19 protein-coding genes and 2 pseudogenes are annotated in these 17,350 nt (G+C 72.6%); 8 read left to right on the forward strand and 13 right to left on the reverse strand.

All coding sequences use genetic code 11. The annotated features are described in order from the left end of the window. Window positions 1–30: 30 nt before the first annotated feature. Complete coding sequence (locus BLW14_RS26290) at window positions 31–891, reverse strand: 3-hydroxybutyryl-CoA dehydrogenase (protein ID WP_018524141.1); 861 nt, start codon at window positions 889–891, stop codon at window positions 31–33. 224 nt (window positions 892–1,115) lie between these two features. Here BLW14_RS26290 and BLW14_RS26295 point away from each other — a divergent pair, with 224 nt between their 5' ends. Further along, entirely contained in the window at window positions 1,116–2,366 is a 1,251-nt protein-coding gene (locus BLW14_RS26295) for a glycoside hydrolase family 10-like protein (RefSeq protein ID WP_093709639.1), read from the forward strand. Between the two features lie 3 nt (window positions 2,367–2,369). On the opposite strand, the gene BLW14_RS26300 is transcribed toward BLW14_RS26295, so the two are convergent. Then, complete coding sequence (locus BLW14_RS26300; RefSeq protein WP_093709640.1) at window positions 2,370–2,585, reverse strand: DUF1918 domain-containing protein; 216 nt, start codon at window positions 2,583–2,585, stop codon at window positions 2,370–2,372. A 47-nt stretch (window positions 2,586–2,632) separates the two neighbouring features. After that, window positions 2,633–3,577, reverse strand: a complete 945-nt coding sequence (locus BLW14_RS26305; RefSeq protein WP_093709641.1) for a DMT family transporter — start codon at window positions 3,575–3,577, stop codon at window positions 2,633–2,635. Between BLW14_RS26305 and BLW14_RS26310 the strand changes: the two genes are divergently transcribed. Next, a complete protein-coding gene (locus BLW14_RS26310) occupies window positions 3,576–5,045 on the forward strand; it encodes an aminotransferase-like domain-containing protein (protein ID WP_093709642.1) in 1,470 nt (489 codons plus the stop codon). The genes BLW14_RS26305 and BLW14_RS26310 overlap by 2 nt on opposite strands. Before the next feature lie 54 nt (window positions 5,046–5,099). After that, window positions 5,100–5,675: a histidine phosphatase family protein gene (locus BLW14_RS26315; protein ID WP_093710852.1), complete on the forward strand. Its 576-nt coding sequence runs from the start codon at window positions 5,100–5,102 to the stop codon at window positions 5,673–5,675. On the opposite strand, the pseudogene BLW14_RS26320 reads toward BLW14_RS26315, so the two are convergent. The 5 genes and pseudogenes from BLW14_RS26320 to BLW14_RS26340 form a co-directional block, all read right to left on the reverse strand. After that, window positions 5,623–5,898, reverse strand: a pseudogene (locus tag BLW14_RS26320) (MMPL family transporter); the annotation flags it as partial. The gene BLW14_RS26315 and the pseudogene BLW14_RS26320 sit on opposite strands and share 53 nt — an antisense overlap. A 373-nt stretch (window positions 5,899–6,271) precedes the next feature. Then, window positions 6,272–7,035, reverse strand: a pseudogene (locus tag BLW14_RS26325) (Clp protease N-terminal domain-containing protein). Between the two features lie 140 nt (window positions 7,036–7,175). Further along, window positions 7,176–7,673 (reverse strand): peptidylprolyl isomerase, encoded by a 498-nt coding sequence (locus BLW14_RS26330; protein WP_093709643.1) that lies wholly within the window; start codon window positions 7,671–7,673, stop codon window positions 7,176–7,178. Between the two features lie 46 nt (window positions 7,674–7,719). Beyond that, on the reverse strand, window positions 7,720–8,232 hold the full coding sequence (locus BLW14_RS26335) for a DinB family protein (protein WP_093709644.1): 513 nt from the start codon (window positions 8,230–8,232) through the stop codon (window positions 7,720–7,722). A 39-nt stretch (window positions 8,233–8,271) separates the two neighbouring features. Further along, entirely contained in the window at window positions 8,272–9,069 is a 798-nt protein-coding gene (locus BLW14_RS26340) for a LysR family substrate-binding domain-containing protein (protein WP_177154102.1), read from the reverse strand. Between the two features lie 58 nt (window positions 9,070–9,127). Here BLW14_RS26340 and BLW14_RS26345 point away from each other — a divergent pair, with 58 nt between their 5' ends. Next, complete coding sequence (locus BLW14_RS26345; protein WP_093709646.1) at window positions 9,128–9,532, forward strand: DUF5997 family protein; 405 nt, start codon at window positions 9,128–9,130, stop codon at window positions 9,530–9,532. A 69-nt stretch (window positions 9,533–9,601) separates the two neighbouring features. Here the strand turns inward: BLW14_RS26345 and gap are convergent, their stop codons facing one another. The 5 genes from gap to BLW14_RS26365 form a co-directional block, all read right to left on the reverse strand. Continuing rightward, window positions 9,602–10,600, reverse strand: coding sequence for a type I glyceraldehyde-3-phosphate dehydrogenase (gene gap / locus BLW14_RS26350; protein WP_093709647.1), 999 nt, complete (start codon window positions 10,598–10,600; stop codon window positions 9,602–9,604). 141 nt (window positions 10,601–10,741) lie between these two features. Further along, entirely contained in the window at window positions 10,742–11,710 is a 969-nt protein-coding gene (locus tag BLW14_RS26355; protein ID WP_093709648.1) for a GlxA family transcriptional regulator, read from the reverse strand. Between the two features lie 25 nt (window positions 11,711–11,735). Beyond that, window positions 11,736–12,062, reverse strand: coding sequence for a DUF6193 family natural product biosynthesis protein (locus BLW14_RS35290; RefSeq protein WP_256332882.1), 327 nt, complete (start codon window positions 12,060–12,062; stop codon window positions 11,736–11,738). 6 nt (window positions 12,063–12,068) lie between these two features. Continuing rightward, on the reverse strand, window positions 12,069–12,488 hold the full coding sequence (locus BLW14_RS35295) for a hypothetical protein (RefSeq protein WP_256332883.1): 420 nt from the start codon (window positions 12,486–12,488) through the stop codon (window positions 12,069–12,071). Beyond that, window positions 12,488–12,922 carry a VOC family protein gene (locus tag BLW14_RS26365; protein WP_093709649.1) on the reverse strand — a complete coding sequence of 145 codons (435 nt, stop codon included), beginning with the start codon at window positions 12,920–12,922 and terminating at the stop codon, window positions 12,488–12,490. The genes BLW14_RS35295 and BLW14_RS26365 overlap by 1 nt, the downstream gene beginning before the upstream one ends. A gap of 111 nt (window positions 12,923–13,033) precedes the next feature. Here BLW14_RS26365 and argC point away from each other — a divergent pair, with 111 nt between their 5' ends. Genes argC through BLW14_RS26385 form a run of 4 tightly spaced genes read left to right on the forward strand, consistent with a single transcriptional unit; the run spans window position 13,034 to window position 17,344 of the window. Then, entirely contained in the window at window positions 13,034–14,062 is a 1,029-nt protein-coding gene (gene argC / locus BLW14_RS26370) for an N-acetyl-gamma-glutamyl-phosphate reductase (RefSeq protein WP_093709650.1), read from the forward strand. Beyond that, a complete protein-coding gene (argJ, locus tag BLW14_RS26375; protein WP_093709651.1) occupies window positions 14,059–15,237 on the forward strand; it encodes a bifunctional glutamate N-acetyltransferase/amino-acid acetyltransferase ArgJ in 1,179 nt (392 codons plus the stop codon). Before argC ends, argJ begins: the two co-directional genes overlap by 4 nt. Then, window positions 15,234–16,136 (forward strand): acetylglutamate kinase, encoded by a 903-nt coding sequence (gene argB, locus BLW14_RS26380; RefSeq protein WP_018524157.1) that lies wholly within the window; start codon window positions 15,234–15,236, stop codon window positions 16,134–16,136. Before argJ ends, argB begins: the two co-directional genes overlap by 4 nt. Continuing rightward, entirely contained in the window at window positions 16,133–17,344 is a 1,212-nt protein-coding gene (locus BLW14_RS26385; RefSeq protein WP_093709652.1) for an acetylornithine transaminase, read from the forward strand. The genes argB and BLW14_RS26385 overlap by 4 nt, the downstream gene beginning before the upstream one ends. Window positions 17,345–17,350 lie beyond the last annotated feature (6 nt).

The following is a 17,350-nucleotide window of genomic DNA, read 5'->3' on the forward strand; positions in this document are numbered from 1 at the left end:
CAGCGCCGGGCCCGCCGATGGGACGGTCGGTCAGGCGTACGGGTAGAAGCCCGACCCCGACTTGCGGCCCAGGCGGCCCGCGTCGACCATCCGCTGGAGCAGCGGGGGAGCGGCGTACAGGGGCTCCTTGTACTCGGCGTACATCGAGTCCGCGACCGAGGCGACGGTGTCCAGGCCGATCAGGTCCGCGAGCTTCAGCGGGCCCATCGGGTGGGCGCAGCCCATCTCCATGCCGTTGTCGATGTCCTCGCGGCTGGCGATGCCCGACTCGAACATCCTGATCGCCGAGAGGAGGTACGGGATCAGCAGCGCGTTGACGACGAAGCCGGAGCGGTCCTGCGCGCGGATCGGGTGCTTGCCCAGGACGTCCTGGACCACGGCCTCCGAGCGCTTGATGGTCTCGTCCGACGTGGTCAGCGCGGGGATCAGCTCGACGAGCTTCTGCACGGGCGCCGGGTTGAAGAAGTGGATGCCGATGACCTGGTCCGGGCGGGAGGTGGCGACGGCCAGCTTCACCAGCGGGATCGAGGAGGTGTTGGAGGCGAGGATCGCGTCCGGACGGGTCACCACCTGGTCGAGGACCTGGAAGATCTCGGTCTTGACCTGCTCGTTCTCCACGACGGCCTCGATGACGAGGTCACGGTCGGCGAACTCGCCGAGGTCCGTGGTGAAGCTGAGCCGCCCCAGGGTCTCGTCGCGCTCCTCCGCCGTGATCTTGCCGCGCTCGGCGGCCTTCGTCAGCGAGTTGTGGAGCCGGGTGCGCCCTATCTCCAGCGCCTCGCCGGTCGTCTCGGCCACCTTGACGTCGAGGCCGCTGCGCGCGCACACCTCCGCGATGCCGGCGCCCATCTGGCCGCAGCCCACCACTCCGACGCGTGCAATGTCGGCCATAGAGTCCGTCACCTCGTGCCTTTCGCTGTTTCCCGTTCGGCGGCTTCCGTCTGGTTCCGGGCTCCACCACGACTCCCCGACGTTACTCCGCGCCTTACCAGGGATAGCAGGCCGGGGCGTGCATGCTCGGCTCTGGACACCCCAGGTGCCCGGATTGCAGTGATTTGTTCGAGTGCGGAGAGAGCGGGTGCGACGCGATGCGAGGAATGGCCCGAAGAGGGTTCGTGACCGGTGCGGCCGGGGTGGTCGCCGGTGCGGTGGGAGCGGCGACGGTGGCCGGTGACGCCGTCGCGCGGCCGCTCCGGGCGCCGGCCCTGCCCGGCCCGGCCGCCGGGCGCGATGTGGTGCGGCGGGAGCTGCGCGGGATGTGGGTCGCGACCGTGGCCAACACCGACTGGCCGTCCCGGGCGGGCCTGTCCGCCGCCGCGCAGCGGACCGAGCTGGCCGCCCACCTCGACCGGGCCGTGGAGCGGAAGCTCAACGCCGTGATCCTCCAGGTCCGCCCGACCGCCGACGCGCTGTGGCCCTCGGCGTACGAACCGTGGGCCGAGTACCTGACCGGGACGCAGGGCAAGGACCCAGGGTGGGACCCGCTGGGCACCGCCGTCCAGGAGGCGCACGACCGGGGTCTGGAGCTGCACGCCTGGTTCAACCCGTACCGGGTCGCGAACCACACCGACCCCTCGCGCCTGACCGCCTCCCACCCCGCGCGCCGCAACCCCGGCTGGGTGCTGCCGTACGGCGGCAGGCTCTACTACAACCCGGGCCTGCCCGAGGTCCGTGCCTTCGTCCAGGACGCGATGCTCGACGCGGTCCGCCGCTACGACATCGACGCCGTGCACTGGGACGACTACTTCTACCCGTACCCGGTGGCCGGCCAGAGCTTCGCGGACGGCCCCGCCTACGAGAAGTACGGCGCCGGCTTCCCCGACCGGGCCGCCTGGCGCCGCGACAACACGGACCGGCTGGTGCGCGAGATGTCCGAGCGCCTCAAGACGCTGAAGCCGGGCGTCCGGTTCGGTATCAGCCCCTTCGGCGTCTGGCGCAACGCGGACACGGACCCGGCGGGCTCGCCCACCCGGGCCGGGGTGCAGACGTACGACGACCTGTACGCGGACACCCGGGGCTGGATCAGGAAGGGCTGGCTGGACTACGTCGTCCCGCAGCTGTACTGGCACATCGGCAACCCGGCGGCCGACTACGCGGCCCTCGTACCGTGGTGGTCCGAGACGGTACGCGGCACGGGCGTCGACCTGTTCATCGGCGAAGCCCTGTACAAGTGCGGCGATCCGGCCCAGCCCGCGGCCTGGCAGGACCCGGCGGAGCTGTCCCGTCACATCGACCTCGCGGCCGGGCACGACCAGGTCCGCGGACACGCCTACTTCTCGGCGAACAGCGTGGCCGCGGACCGGATCGGCGCGATGGGCCGGGTGGTCGCCGACCACTACCGGACGCGGGCGCGGCCGCCGCGTTAGCGCTTACGTGACGTCCGGGTCCCGGCCCGCCGCGCAGCCGGTGTGCTGGACGACGGTGTCGGGGCCCGGTGCGAGCAGATGTTCGTGTCCGTCGTCGAAGCGGACGCGGTACGGGGGAGTACCCCCGTCACCGAGCACTTCGACGACCTCCGCGACCCGGTCGTGCTGGCCCACGGTCCTGCCGTGCGTCAGCAGCCGGTCGCCCTTGTGTGCCTCCATCGGGAGCGACCTCCTCGGGGGTGGCGTGCTGCCGTGCTGCCGCCAGTCTATGACCGGGTACGGGCGGCCCGCTGGGTGAGCGCGATGCAGACCAGCACCGCGACCGCGGCCACCGGGGCCGCCGCCGCGACCTCCTCGCCCAGCAGGAAGAACGACCAGAACAGGGTCAGCAGCGGCTGGGCCAGCTGGAGCTGACTGGCCCGCGCCACCCCGATCTCCGCCATCCCCCGGTACCAGACGTACAGCCCGAGGAACGTGGAGACGGCCGACACCCAGACCAGCCCGACGACCCCGTGCACGCCCAGCCGCACCGGCTCGTACGCCAGCGCGACGGCGGCGCCCGCCAGGTTGAGCGGCAGCGTGAGGATCAGCGCCCAGCCGGTCACCTGCCAGCCCGGCATCACCTTCGCCAGCCTGCCGCCCTCGGTGTACCCGGCCGCGCACACCAGCAGCGCGCCGAACAGGTACAGATCGCCGGCCGACAGCTCCCCGCCGCTCTGCGCCACGGTGAAGGCGATCACCACGGCCGCCCCGGCCACCGCCGCCGCCCAGAACGCGCGCGGCGGGCGCGTCCCGGTCCGCAGCGAGGAGAAGACCGCCGTGGTCAGCGGAAGCAGCCCCACGACCACCGCGGCGTGCGAGGTCGTCGAAGTCCGCAGCGCCAGCGTCGTCAGCAGCGGGAAGCCGACCACCACCCCGCCCGCCACCACGGCGATCCCCACCCAGTGCTCGCGGGCCGGCACCCGCACCCGACCCGCGAGGAGGAGACCGCCGGACAGCGCCGCCGCGAGCAGGCTGCGCAGCGCCACCAGCGACCAGGGGCCGAAGCTCTCCAGGCCCCACGCGGTCGACGGGAAGGTCAACGAGAACGTCACCACGCCCAGCAGCGCGAGCAGCGTGCCCCGCCGGGCCGGGACCGAAGGGATCGGGCGGCCCTCGACGGGAGCGACCGCTATCGTATGGGGCGCAGTAGCGCTACTCTTTGCTCTCATGCATGAGCGTAGCAGCGTCGCGGACCTGGTCGCATCTCTACGGGCGGAGCTGGACCGCTACTCCCCGGGCGAGAAGCTGCCGCCCAGCCGGGCGCTCGTCGAACGCTTCCGGGCCAGTCCCGTCACCGTGTCGCGGGCCGTCGCCCAGCTCGCCGCCGAAGGACTCGTCGTCACCCGCCCCGGCTCCGGCTCCTACCGCGCCAGGCCGCGCGCCCAGGCGGGACCCCCGGCCGGTGACACCTCCTGGCAGGAGGTCTCGCTCAGCGGCGACGGCTCCCCGGAGGCGGTGCCCCGCAGCGTCGACGTCTCCGGCCTTCTGGCCAGCCTCGCCGCCCCGCCCACCGGCGTCATCGAGTTCAACGGCGGCTACCTGCACGCCTCGCTCCAGCCCGAACGGGCCCTGGCCGCCGCCCTGACCCGGGCCGGCCGCCGCCCCGGCGCCTGGAGCCGCCCGCCCCTCGACGGGCTCACCGAACTCCGCGCCTGGTTCGCCCGCGGCATCGGCCCCGCCCACGGCGCCGCCGACGTGCTGATCACCGCCGGCGGACAGAGCGCCCTGGCCACCGCACTGCGGGCCCTCGCGCCGCCCGGCGCGCCCGTGCTCGTCGAGTCGCCCACCTACCCCGGCATGCTGGCGGCCGCCCGGGCGGCCGGGCTGCGGCCGGTGCCCGTCCCCGTGGACACCGACGGCGTCCGCCCCGACCTGCTCGCCGCCGCCTTCCACGCCACCGGTGCCCGCGTCTTCGTCTGCCAGCCCCTCTTCCAGAACCCGACGGGCACGGTGCTCTCCGAGGCCCGGCGCCCCGAGATCGTCCGGATCGCCCGGGAGGCCGGAGCCTTCGTCATCGAGGACGACTTCGCCCGCCTCCTCGCCCACGACGACGCGGGCCCGCTGCCCCGGCCGCTCGCCGCCGACGATCCGGACGGAGTCGTCGTCCACACCCGCTCGCTCACCAAGGCCGCCTCGCCCAGCCTGCGGGTGGGCGCGCTCGCCGCACGCGGCCCGGCCCTGGAGAGGCTGCGGGCCATCCAGATCGTCGACAGCTTCTTCGTACCCCGGCCGCTCCAGGAGGCCGCCCTCGAACTCGTCGGCTCGCCCGCCTGGTCCCGGCACCTGCGCGCCGTCTCCGTCGGACTCGGCGCCCGGCGCACGGCGATGACGGCCGCGCTCCGGGAGGCCCTGCCCGGACTCGGGCTGCCGCACATCCCGGCCGGCGGCGGCTACCTCTGGCTGGGCCTGCCCGGCTCCGAGGCCGGCACGGACGAGTCCGCCACGGTCCAGTCGGCGCTGCGCGCGGGGGTGGCCGTCGCCCCGGGGCGCCCGTACTTCTCCGCCGAGCCCCCGGCCCCGCACATCAGGCTGAGCTTCGTCTCGGTCGCGGGCCCGGCAGAGATCACGGAGGGCGTGCGCCGGCTGCGTACCGCGTGGGAGGGGACCCCGGCCGCCACCGCGCCTACTCCGGGGTAGGTGTGCCCGAACGACCTCTTGACCCGGGTCGCGTTCCGCCCCACGATCACGGCCATGACCGTTCGCGTCTCGCTCGTCGCCGCAGCGCGCAGTTCCTCCCTGCTCGCCGAGCGTTTCGACGACGACCGGCCGCTCGACGAGGCCGGCTGGCACGCCGCGCGCTTCGCGGCTCCCGCGCTGATGTACCTCGGAGCCGCCGAGATGCGCTACTGCTCGCCGACGCCGCGCAGCCGCGCCACCGGCGAGGCGCTCGGCTTCCACCCGCTCGTCCAGCCGGCCCTGCGCGACTGCGACATGGGCCGGTGGCGGGGTCACACCCTCGCCGAGGTCACCGCCCGGGAACCCGCGGCCGTGGACGCCTGGCTGGCGGACCCGCGCTCCGCGCCGCACGGCGGCGAACCGCTGCTCGCGTTCATCTCCCGGATAGGCGGCTGGCTGGACACCCGTCCCGTGTACGACGGCGCGATCGTCGCCGTCGCCGAACCCGCCGTCGTGCGGGCCGCCCTCGTCTACGCGCTGAAGGCCCCGCCGTCCTCGTACTGGAACGTCGACATCAGCCCGCTCGCCACCGTCACCCTCACCGGCCTGCCCCGCCGCTGGAGCCTGCGCCTGGAGACGGGGCCTCACTGACCCCCTCCGTGTCGATGTGCGGCAGCACCCGGTCCAGCCACCGCGGCGCCCACCACGCCCCGCGCCCCAGCAGCGTCATCACCGCCGGGGCCAGCAGCAGCCGTACGACCGTGGCATCGATGAGCACGCTGACCGCCAGGCCCAGGCCCAGCATCTTGACCACGACGTCGTCGCTGAGGATGAACGCCGCGAAGACGCTGACCATGATGAGCGCGGCACAGGTCGACCTGGGTGCTCACATCGGTCAGCGGTTTCTGCGCGTCGTGCAGGACCACCTGGGCGCCGGTGCCGCCGGCGGCCGGGTCGTGTGCCCGCAGCAGGTCGGCGCCGGTGCTGGACTGCGTACCCGACAGGTCGAAGTCGTCGGAGTACGTGCCTCCGAAGGCGCTCTGGAGGACGTGCAGCCCGCCGAGCGCCAGCAGCCACAGGACGAGGACCACCACGCAATGGCGGGCGCACCACTCACCGAGCCGGAGGAGCCGTCTGCGCCGCCCTGCCCCTGCCTCATACGTACTCACGCCGAGAACGTAGAGCCGGGTACGGGGGGCGGCCGGTGCGACACGTTCAGCCGCCGGTGCGGTTCCACCGCACGGAGGTCACCCCTCCTGGCCGGGTGCCTGGAGCTTCGCCTGTCCGGCGGTGAGGATCGCGAGCGCCTCGGCGATCGCCTGCTCGGCGGCCGCCTTGTCGATGCCGAGACCGCTGAGCACGCCGGAGCCGTCCTCGTGCTCCAGCAGGGCGAGCAGGATGTGCTCGGTGCCGACGTAGTTGTGCCCCATCCGCAGGGCCTCGCGGAAGGTCAGCTCCAGCGCCTTGCGCGCGTCGGCGTTGTACGGGATCAGCTCGGGGATCTCGCCGTCGGTGGCCGCAGGGAGCGCGGCGGTGGCCGCCTGCCGGACGGTGTCCAGGGCCACGTCCTGCGCCTTGATGAACGCCGCCGCCAGGCCCTCGGGCTCGCCGATCAGGCCGAGGACGAGGTGCGCGGTGCCGATCTCGGGGTTGCCGGCCGCCCGTGCCTCGTTCTGGGCCGCCATCACCACGTTCTTGGCGCGCGCGGTGAAGCGGCCGAAGCCCTGGCTCGGGTCGAGGTCGGTGCCCTCGCCGGGGCCTTGGCGACGAACCGCTTCTGTGCGGCCTGGCGGGTCACGCCCATGCTCCTGCCGATGTCGGTCCAGGAGGCGCCGGAGCGGCGTGCCTGGTCGACGAAGTGGCCGATGAGGTGGTCGGCGACGTCACCGAGGTGGTCGGCGGCGATGACGGCGTCCTGGAGCTGGTCGAGGGCGTCGGAGTGGACCTTCTTGATGGCGTCGATCAGGTCGTCGAGGCGGACGGGCTGCGACGGGACTACGGGATTCGTCATGTGTCAACCGTAAGTTGACAGTATCCTGATGTCAACTGTCAGTTGACAGCGCACGGGTCGTCGGCGCCGGAACGACAGAACGCGCCGCCCGTCGGAATGCCGGGCGGCGCGTTCTGTTCGGCTGTGCCGGAGATCCGGGGTCAGAGGATCCCGGAGTCGGCGATGGTGACCTTCGCCTTGGTGCGGCCGCTCTGCGAGCCGAGGGACTCGATGCGCTTGACCAGGACCATGCTGTCCTCGTCGGCGACCTCGCCGAAGACGACGTGCTTGCCGTCCAGCCAGGACGTCACGATGGTCGTGATGAAGAACTGCGAACCGTTCGAGTTCGGGCCGGCGTTGGCCATCGAGAGCAGGCCGGGCTTGGTGTGCTTCAGCTGGAAGTTCTCGTCGGCGAACTTCTCGCCGTAGATGCTCTTGCCGCCGGTGCCGTCACCGCGGGTGAAGTCGCCGCCCTGGAGCATGAACTCCGGGATGACCCGGTGGAAGGAGGAGCCCTTGTAGCCGTAGCCGTTCTGGCCGGTGGCCAGCTGCCGGAAGTTCTCGGCGGTCTTGGGAACGATGTCGTCGAACAGATTGAACACGATCCGCCCGGCGGGCTCGTCGTTGATGGTGATGTCGAAAAATACCTGGCTCGTCATGGATCCATCCTGACATCTCACCGGAGCGACCCGGAAACCCGGCCCGTCAGACGCCGGTCGTTCCGTCGATCCGCTCGCGCAGCAGATCGGCGTGACCGCTGTGCCGGGCGTACTCGCCGATCATGTGGTGGTGGACCCAGCGGAGGTTCACCCGGCCGCCCATGAAGGGCGCCGAGTCCTCCAGCGACCGCCCGGCGCACACCGCGCGGGACACCGCGATCTCCTCCTGCCAGACCGCCAGGGCCCCGGCGAAGGTGGCGTCGGCGGGAAGGCCGAACCCCCCGCTGTGGACCCCGGGACCGGCAGGCGGGTCGTACAGCGGCGGCACGTCCTCACCGTTCATGATCCGGCGGAACCAGTTCCGCTCGACCTCGGCGAGGTGCTGGACGAGCCCCATCGGTGTCAGTGCCGACGGCGGTACGGAGGCGCTGCGCGCCTGCTCGTCCGTGAGGCCCTCGCACTTCAGGGCCACGGTGGCGCGGTAGAAGTCGAGCCAGCTCTCCAGGCCGGTGCGCTCGTCGGCGTCGAGGGGCGGCATCGGGCGTTCGATGTGTTCCATGCCCCCCGATGCTGCCAGGGGGCTCTGACAACGACGTGGTCACGGCCTCCGGCGAGGCTTGCCGCGCTTGGCGATGGCGCCGCGCGCGCCCTTGGAACTCCTGGCGCCCTTGACCCCGCCGGAACCGCCCGCACCGCCACGGGAGCCCTTGCCCGCCCCCGTACCGGAAGCGCGCTTCGGCTTGTCCTTCGCCTTCGCCTTCTCCGGCGAGGCGGGCGCCGCCCCCGCGCGGCCGCGCGAGCTGTTCACGGTCCGGCCGCGGACGATGCCGATGAAGTCCTCCACCCGGTCGGTGGTCTTCTCCTGCGGCCACGACAGGGCGATCCGCGACTCGGGCGCGTCCGTCAGCGTCCGGTACGTCAGGTCCTTGCGGTGGTGCAGCCGGGCCAGCGACTGCGGCACGACCAGGACGCCGATGCCGGCCGCCACCAGCTCGACGGCGTCCGCCGTGGTCGCCGGCCGCTCGGCCGCCGGGCGGCCGGGCAGCCGCTCCCAGTCCAGGCAGTCGTCCAGCGGATGCAGCACGATCTCGTCGGCCAGCTCCGCGACGGACACCTCGTCGACCGCCGCGATCAGGTGGTCCTTGGGGATCACGACGACGGTCGTCTCCGTGTACAGGGGGATCGCGCTGAGATCCGTGCCGTCGACCGGCAGCCGCAGGAACCCCGCGTCGGCCTCGCCGGCCCGCAGCAGGCCCTGGGCCTCGGCGGCGGGCACCTGGACGAGGGTCAGGGGGATGCCGGGCAGGCGCTCGTTCCAGATCCGGACCCATTTGGTGGGGGTCACTCCGGGGACGTACGCCAGCCGGAACGAAGGGGTTGCTTCCGGGCCTGTCACCCCGCCAGGTTACCGGCCGTGGTCGAGGGCGCCGCACGCGCTGGATACCCTTGACCTCATGAAGTCCCACCAGACCGCCCAGACGATGAAGCCCGCGACCGCGGCGAAGAAGCTGGGTGTGTACCTCGACGCCACCCCCGCCGAATTCCAGGAGGGTGTCATCTCGCGCGCCGAGCTGGCGGCCCTCCAGGCCGACCCGCCCCAGTGGCTGCTCGACCTGCGGAGCAACGGCCCGCACCCCCGCCCGGTCGTCGCGTCCAAGCTGGGCGTCTCCATCTCGGGCCTGGCCCGCGGCGGGGTCACCGAGCCCCTGACCACCGAGCAGATCGACGCCCTGAAGCAGGACAACCCCGAGTGGCTGCAGAAGGAGCGCGCCACCCAGGCGGACGTCCGCAAGGAGAACGTCCGCATCAAGGAGCGCAACGCCGAGCGCGAGGCGAAGGCGCGGGACGAGCGCGCCTGACGCCCGCGGATCCGTGCGAGGGCCCGTACCGCGACGGCGGTACGGGCCCTCGGGCTTCAGCGGACAGGGCTAGCGGCCGGCCAGCAGGGTGAGGGTGTCGATCACCCGGTTGGAGAAGCCCCACTCGTTGTCGTACCAGGCGGACACCTTGATGTGGCGTCCGTCGACCCTGGTGAGCTCCGAGTCGAAGATGGAGGACGCGGGGTTGCCGGTGATGTCGGCCGACACGAGCGGGTCCTCGGAGTATTCGAGTACGCCCGCCAGCGGGCCCTCGGCCGCCGCCCGGTACGCCTCCAGCACCTGATCGCGCGTCACGTCCCGGGCCACGGTGGTGTTCAGCTCGACGATCGAACCCACCGGCACCGGTACGCGGATCGAGTCGCCCGAGAGCTTGCCCTCCAGGCGGGGGAGCACCAGGCCGATCGCCTTGGCGGCGCCGGTCGTGGTCGGCACGATGTTGACGCCGGCGGCGCGGGCGCGGCGGGCGTCGCGGTGCGGGCCGTCCTGGAGGTTCTGCTCCTGCGTGTAGGCGTGCACGGTCGTCATGAAACCGTGCTCGATGCCCGCGAGATCGTCGAGCACCGAGGCCAGCGGCGCGAGCGCGTTGGTGGTGCAGGAGGCGTTCGAGACGATCGTGTGCAGCTCGGGGTCGTACGCGTCGCTGTTCACCCCGTACGCGAGCGTCACGTCCGCGCCGTCCGACGGCGCGGCGACCAGCACCCGCTTCGCACCGGCGTCGAGGTGGGCGCGGGCCGCCTTCGCCGAGGTGAAGCGGCCGGTCGCCTCCACGGCGATGTCGACGCCCAGCTCCGCCCAGGGAAGGCGCGCCGGCTCCCGTTCGGCGAGCACCTTGATGCGGCGGCCGTCGACCACGAGGGTGTCCCCGTCCACGGTGACCGGACGGCCCAGCCGGCCGGCGGTGGTGTCGAACGCCAGCAGCCGGGCGAGGGTGGCGGGCTCCGAGAGGTCGTTGACGGCGACCAGGTCGAGGTCGCTGTCACGTTCGAGCAGCGCGCGCAGCACGTTGCGTCCGATGCGGCCGAAACCGTTGATGGCGATGCGAGTCATGTGAGATGTCCCTTCTCTCTTCGCCCTCCACGATCGCGCTCGCCGCGGTCCGGTGACAGCGGCGTGATCGCCACGGTCCGCAAGGATCCCGCCAGCCGCTCACGGGTGCGGATATGCGCTGTTCGCCCCGGTGGGGGTCTTCTATTCGCCCCGGGTGAAGGTGCGCCGGTACTCGCTCGGCGTGGTGCCCAGGATGCGCTGGAAGTGCAGCCGCAGATTCGCGCCCGTCCCGAGCCCCACGTCGGCGGCGATCTGCTCGACGGCCCGCTCGGAGCGTTCGAGGAGCTCGCGCGCCAGGTCGATCCGGGCCCGCATCACCCACTGCATCGGTGTGTAACCGGTGTCCTCGACGAACCGCCGCGAGAACGTGCGCGGCGAGACCGCCGCGTGCCGGGCGAGCTCGTCGAGGGTCAGCGGTTCGCCGAGCCGGTGCAGCGCCCACTCGCGGGTGGCCGCGAACCGCTCGCCCAGCGGCTCCGGCACGCTGCGCGGCACGTACTGCGCCTGGCCGCCGCTGCGGTACGGGGCCGCGACGAGGCGCCGGGCCGCGTAGTTGGACGCCGCGACTCCGAGGTCGCCGCGCAGGACGTGCAGGCACAGGTCGATCCCGGAGGCGGCGCCGGCCGAGGTGAGGACGCTGCCCTCGTCGACGAACAGCACGTTCTCGTCCACCCGGATCAGCGGGTACTTCGCCGCGAGGGCCCGCGTGTAGTGCCAGTGCGTGGTGGCGCGGCGGCCGTCCAGCAGCCCGGTCGCGGCGAGCGCGAACGCCCCGGTGGAGATGGCGGCGAGCCGCGCCCCCCGCCCGTGCGCGGCGACCAGTGCCTCGATCACCGCCCGCGGGGGGTCGTCCCGGTCCGGCTGCCGGTACCCGGGCACGAAGACGATGTCCGCCCAGCCGAGCGCGTCGATGCCGTGCGTGACGTGGTACGCCAGCCCGTCACCGCCGGTCACCAGGCCGGGGGCCGCGCCGCACACTCGTACCTCGTACGGCATGCTCGCCCGGGTCGTGAACACCTGCGCCGGGATTCCGACGTCGAGCGGCTTGGCGCCGTCGAGCACGAGGACGGCGACCCGGTGCAGACGGGAGGCGGGGGAGGGCGCTGACATGGCGCGAGCGTACGTGCCCGGGCGGCTACCGCCGCGCCGCGCCGAGCGCGACCGGCCCGAGACCGGCCGGAACGTGGGTGAGGGCGGCCGCCACGGCATCCCGGGCGAAGGCGAACACACCGAGGTCACTGGTGATCAAGCCCCGGCCCACCCCGAACTCCCCCTCCCCGTTCGCGGTCACGCACGGCCCCACGACGGTCAGGCGCGGACGCGTCGTGGAGGAGAACCGCAGCGCCCAGTGACTGGTGAACGGGTAGAGGTCCCGCAGCACCGGCTCGGCGTACGCCGCCTCGATCAGGGCCCGGTATGCGGGCGCCCACGGGTACTTCAGTCCGGCGGCCTCCCGCAGCATGCCCTGTCACTCGGACTCCACCAGGCGCCCGGGGTCGAGGTCCGGCACCTCGAAGCGGCCCGTCGGCCGTGCGAAGGGCGCCGCCCGGTGAATGTCCTCCAGTGACTCCCCGTCGTGCCAGGCGCGGACCGCACGGGCCACCTGCGCCAGGTCGTCGGTCACGCCCCCCAGCACGGGCAGGGACTGGAAGGAGTCGTCGCCCGAGATGTGCCGGCGCCGTTCGTACTGCCGGGCGTCGACCCGCAAGGGCCTGCGGTGCGGCAGCGTGGTGGCGGCGCTCGCGCCGTACAGCGGCTCGTTCTCCGGCGAGCTGAGCGGGACAGCGTCGAGCCCGCCCGCCGCCACGGCCCGCAGGGCGGCGGCGAGGCTGCCGTGCGCGGCGACTTCGGGGTACAGGGCGGCCGGGTCGGGCCGCGGCCCGGACATCAGTCGAGGCAGAACTCGTTGCCCTCGACGTCCTGCATGTTGAGGCAGGACTCGTTCTCGCCGTCGGCGAGCAGCAACTGGCCGCGCTCGGCGCCGAGCGGAAGGAGCCGCGCGCACTCGGCCTCGAGGACGGCGAGCCGCTCCTCGCCCACGAGCCCGGCGCCCACCCGGACATCGAGGTGCAGCCGGTTCTTGGCGACCTTGCCCTCGGGGACGCGCTGGAAGTACATCCGCGGGCCCGCCCCGGTGGGGTCGGAGGCCGCGAACCACGTGTTCCGCTCCGCCGCCGGCAGCGAGGCGCTGTACGCGTCGCAGGAGTCGAAACCCTCCGGCGGCTCCGGTGCGACGTACCCCAGCACCTCGCACCAGAAGCGCCCCACGCGCTCGGGGTCCGCGCAGTCGAAGGTCACCTGGAAATGATGGATCTTTGCCATGGAGGTCACTCTAAGGCGCAGGCTTCGGCCGCCTCCGCGGGATTGATCTCCGTATTCTTTGCATAAAAGTGCATCGCTGCGTATAGTCATGCCGTCGACTAGGAGGCTTCGATGGCGGTACGCGCAGCAGTGGCAGGAGCGAGCGGATACGCGGGCGGGGAACTGCTCCGTCTGCTGCTCGTCCACCCCGAGGTGGAGATCGGCGCACTCACCGCCAACTCCAACGCGGGCCAGCCCCTCGGCGCCCTGCAACCGCACCTGCGTCCGCTCGCCGGCCGCATCCTGCAACCCACCACCGCCGACGTGCTCGCCGGGCACGACGTCGTCTTCCTCGCCCTGCCGCACGGGCAGTCCGCCGCCGTGGCCGAACAGCTCGGTGACGAGGTGCTCGTCGTGGACATGGGGGCGGACTTCCGTCTCCGGGACGCCGGTGACTGGGAGAAATTCTACGGTTCGCCGCACGCGGGCACGTGGCCCTACGGGCTTCCCGAACTGCCGGGCGGGCGCGCCGCCCTCGCGGGCAGCAAGCGGATCGCGGTGCCGGGGTGCTACCCGACCGCCGTGTCACTCGCGCTGTTCCCGGCGTACGCGGCGCAGCTCGCCGAGCCGGAGGCCGTGATCGTCGCCGCGTCCGGGACCTCCGGCGCCGGCAAGGCGGCCAAGCCCCACCTCCTCGGCTCCGAGGTGATGGGCAACATGACCCCGTACGGCGTCGGCGGCGTCCACCGCCACACGCCCGAGATGATCCAGAACCTCAGCGCCGCCGCCGGCGAGCCGGTCACCGTGTCGTTCACACCGACCCTCGCGCCCATGCCCCGCGGCATCCTCGCCACGTGCAGCGCGAAGGCCAAGCCCGGGACGAGCGCCGAGAGCGTACGCGCCGCCTACGAGAAGGCGTACGCGGACGAGCCGTTCGTCGATCTGCTGCCCGAGGGCCAGTGGCCCGCCACCGCCGCCGTGTACGGCTCCAACGCCGTGCAGATCCAGGTCGCGTACGACGAGACGGCCGGGCGGATCATCGTGATCAGCGCCATCGACAACCTCGCCAAGGGCACCGCGGGCGGGGCCCTGCAGTCCATGAACATCGCCCTCGGACTGCCCGAGGACACAGGTCTTTCCACGATCGGAGTCGCACCGTGAGCGTCACGGCAGCACAGGGATTCTCGGCGGCGGGCATCGCCGCCGGAATCAAGGAGAACGGCAACCCGGACCTGGCCGTCGTGGTCAACCAGGGGCCGCGATGCGCCGCCGCGGGTGTCTTCACCTCCAACCGCGTCAAGGCCGCCCCCGTCCTCTGGTCGGAGCAGGTCGTCAAGGGCGGCGAGGTCACCGCCGTAGTCCTCAACTCGGGCGGCGCCAACGCCTGTACGGGCCCGCAGGGATTCCAGGACACCCACGCCACCGCCGAGAAGGTGGCCGCCTCCCTGAACAGCGCCGGGTACGACGAGACGGGCGGGCACGGTGCCGGCACCATCGCCGTCGCCTCCACCGGGCTCATCGGCATCCTGCTTCCCATGGACAAGCTCCTCCGAGGCGTCGACAAGGCGGTCGCCCAGCTCACCCCGCACGGCGGCGAGAAGGCCGCCATCGCCATCAAGACCACCGACACCGTGCACAAGACCGCTGTCGCCGGCGGCGAGGGCTGGACCGTCGGCGGCATGGCCAAGGGCGCCGGCATGCTGGCCCCGGGCCTGGCCACCATGCTCGTCGTGCTCACCACCGACGCCGACGTGGACGCCGCCGGTCTCGACGCCGCCCTGCGCGACGCCACCCGCACCACCTTCGACCGGGTCGACTCCGACGGCTGCATGTCCACCAACGACACCGTGCTGCTGCTGGCCTCCGGCGCCAGCGGGATCGCCCCGGAGCAGAAGGAGTTCGCCGAGGCCGTCCGTACCGTCTGCGACGACCTGGCCCGGCAGCTGATCGGGGACGCCGAGGGCGCCTCCAAGGACATCCGGATCGAGGTCGTCAACGCCGCGACCGAGGACGACGCCGTCGAGGTGGGCCGCTCCATCGCCCGCAACAACCTCCTCAAGTGCGCCATCCACGGCGAGGACCCCAACTGGGGCCGGGTGCTCTCCGCCATCGGCACCACGAAGGCCGCCTTCGAGCCGGACGCGCTGAACGTCGCCATCAACGACGTCTGGGTCTGCCGGGGCGGCTCGGTCGGCGAGGACCGCGACCTGGTCGACATGCGGTTCCGGGAGGTCCGGATCACCGCCGACCTCGCCGCCGGCACCGAGTCCGCCGTCATCTGGGCCAACGACCTCACCGCGGATTACGTCCACGAGAACAGCGCGTACAGCTCATGACGACGGCGCGGAAGCACACCGCACTCCCGAAGGCGCAGATCCTCATCGAGGCCCTGCCCTGGCTGACCCGGCACAACGGCAAGACCGTCGTCATCAAGTTCGGCGGCAACGCCATGATCGACGAGGAGCTGAAGGCGGCCTTCGCCCAGGACGTCGTCTTCCTGCGCCACGCCGGCCTCAAGCCCGTCGTCGTGCACGGCGGCGGCCCCCAGATCAGCGCCCAGCTCGACAAGCAGGGCCTGGTCAGCGAGTTCAAGGCCGGCCTGCGCGTCACCACGCCCGAGGCGATGGACGTCGTCCGCATGGTGCTCGCCGGCCAGGTCCAGCGCGAGCTGGTCGGCCTGCTCAACCAGCACGGGCCGCTCGCCGTCGGCATGACCGGCGAGGACGCCCACACCATCACCGCCGTACAGCACCGGCCCACCATCGACGGCGAGCTCGTCGACATCGGCCGGGTCGGCGAGATCACCGCCATCGACACCGGCGCCATCCAGGCCCTGCTGGACGACGGCCGCATCCCGGTCATCTCCTCCATCGCCCGGTCCGCCGAGGACAACCACGTCTACAACGTCAACGCGGACACCGCGGCCGCCGCGCTCGCCGCCGCGCTGAACGCCGAGACGCTGATGGTCCTCACCGACGTGGAGGGCCTGTACGAGGACTGGCCGAACAGCGACGACGTGATCAGCCGGCTCACCGCCACCGAGCTGGAGAAGCTGCTGCCGGAGCTGTCCAGCGGCATGGTGCCCAAGATGCAGGGCTGCCTGCACGCCGTACGCAACGGGGTCGAGACGGCCCGCGTCATCGACGGCCGGGTACAGCACTCGATCCTGCTGGAGATCTTCACCGACGAGGGAATCGGCACGATGGTCGTGCCCGACGCGCAGGGGGAATCATGACCAACGCAGCACTGTCGCAGCGGTGGCAGCACGCTCTGATGGACAACTACGGCACCCCGAAGCTGTCCCTGGTCCGTGGCGAGGGCGCCCGCGTGTGGGACGCGGACGGCACCGAGTACCTCGACTTCGTCGGCGGCATCGCGGTCAACGCCCTGGGCCACGCCCACCCCGCCGTCGTCGAGGCGGTCACCGCCCAGATCTCCACCCTCGGGCACGTGTCCAACCTGTTCATCGCCGAGCCGCCCGTCGCGCTCGCCGAACGGCTCCTCTCGCTCTTCGGCCGCACCGGCAAGGTCTACTTCTGCAACTCGGGCGCCGAGGCCAACGAGGCCGCCTTCAAGATCGGCCGGCTGACCGGGCGCACCCACATGGTCGCCACCGACGGCGGCTTCCACGGCCGGACCATGGGCGCCCTCGCCCTCACCGGCCAGCCCAAGAAGCGCGAGGCGTTCACCCCGCTGCCCGGCGACGTCACGCACGTCCCGTACGGCGACGTGGAGGCGCTCCGGGCCGCCGTCACCACCGACACCGCGCTCGTGATCATCGAGCCGGTGCAGGGCGAGAACGGCGTCGTCGTCCCGCCCAGGGGCTACCTGGAGGCGGCCCGGGAGATCACCCGCGCCACCGGAACCCTGCTCGTGCTCGACGAGGTCCAGACCGGCATCGGCCGCTGCGGTTCGTGGTTCGAGCACCAGGCCCACCAGGGCGTCGAGCCGGACGTCGTCACCCTCGCCAAGGGGCTCGGCGGCGGGCTGCCGATCGGCGCCACGGTCGCCTTCGGCGCGGCGGCGGACCTGCTCGCACCCGGCCAGCACGGCACGACGTTCGGCGGCAACCCGGTCGCCTGCGCCGCCGGCCTCGCGGTCCTGGACACCCTCGCCGCCGACGGCGCCCTCGACCAGGTCAAGCGGCTCGGCGAGCGCATCCGGGAGGGAGTGGAGGCGCTGAACCACCCACTGGTCTCCCATGTCCGGGGCTCCGGGCTGCTGCTGGGTATCGTGCTCACCGAGCCCCTCGCGCCCCAGGCGCAGCAGGCGGCTCAGGGGGCCGGCCTCCTGGTGAACGCGCCCGCGCCCGATGTCCTGCGGCTGATGCCGCCGCTGACTATCGGCGACGCGGAGGTGGACGCGTTCCTCCGGGCACTGCCGGGTGCCCTCGACGCGGCTTACGGGGACGGACGATCCGGAGAGAAGCGCTCCGGAGAATGAGGCGAC

The organism is Streptomyces sp. 2131.1, from assembly GCF_900105515.1.
GTDB lineage: Bacteria > Actinomycetota > Actinomycetes > Streptomycetales > Streptomycetaceae > Streptomyces > Streptomyces drozdowiczii.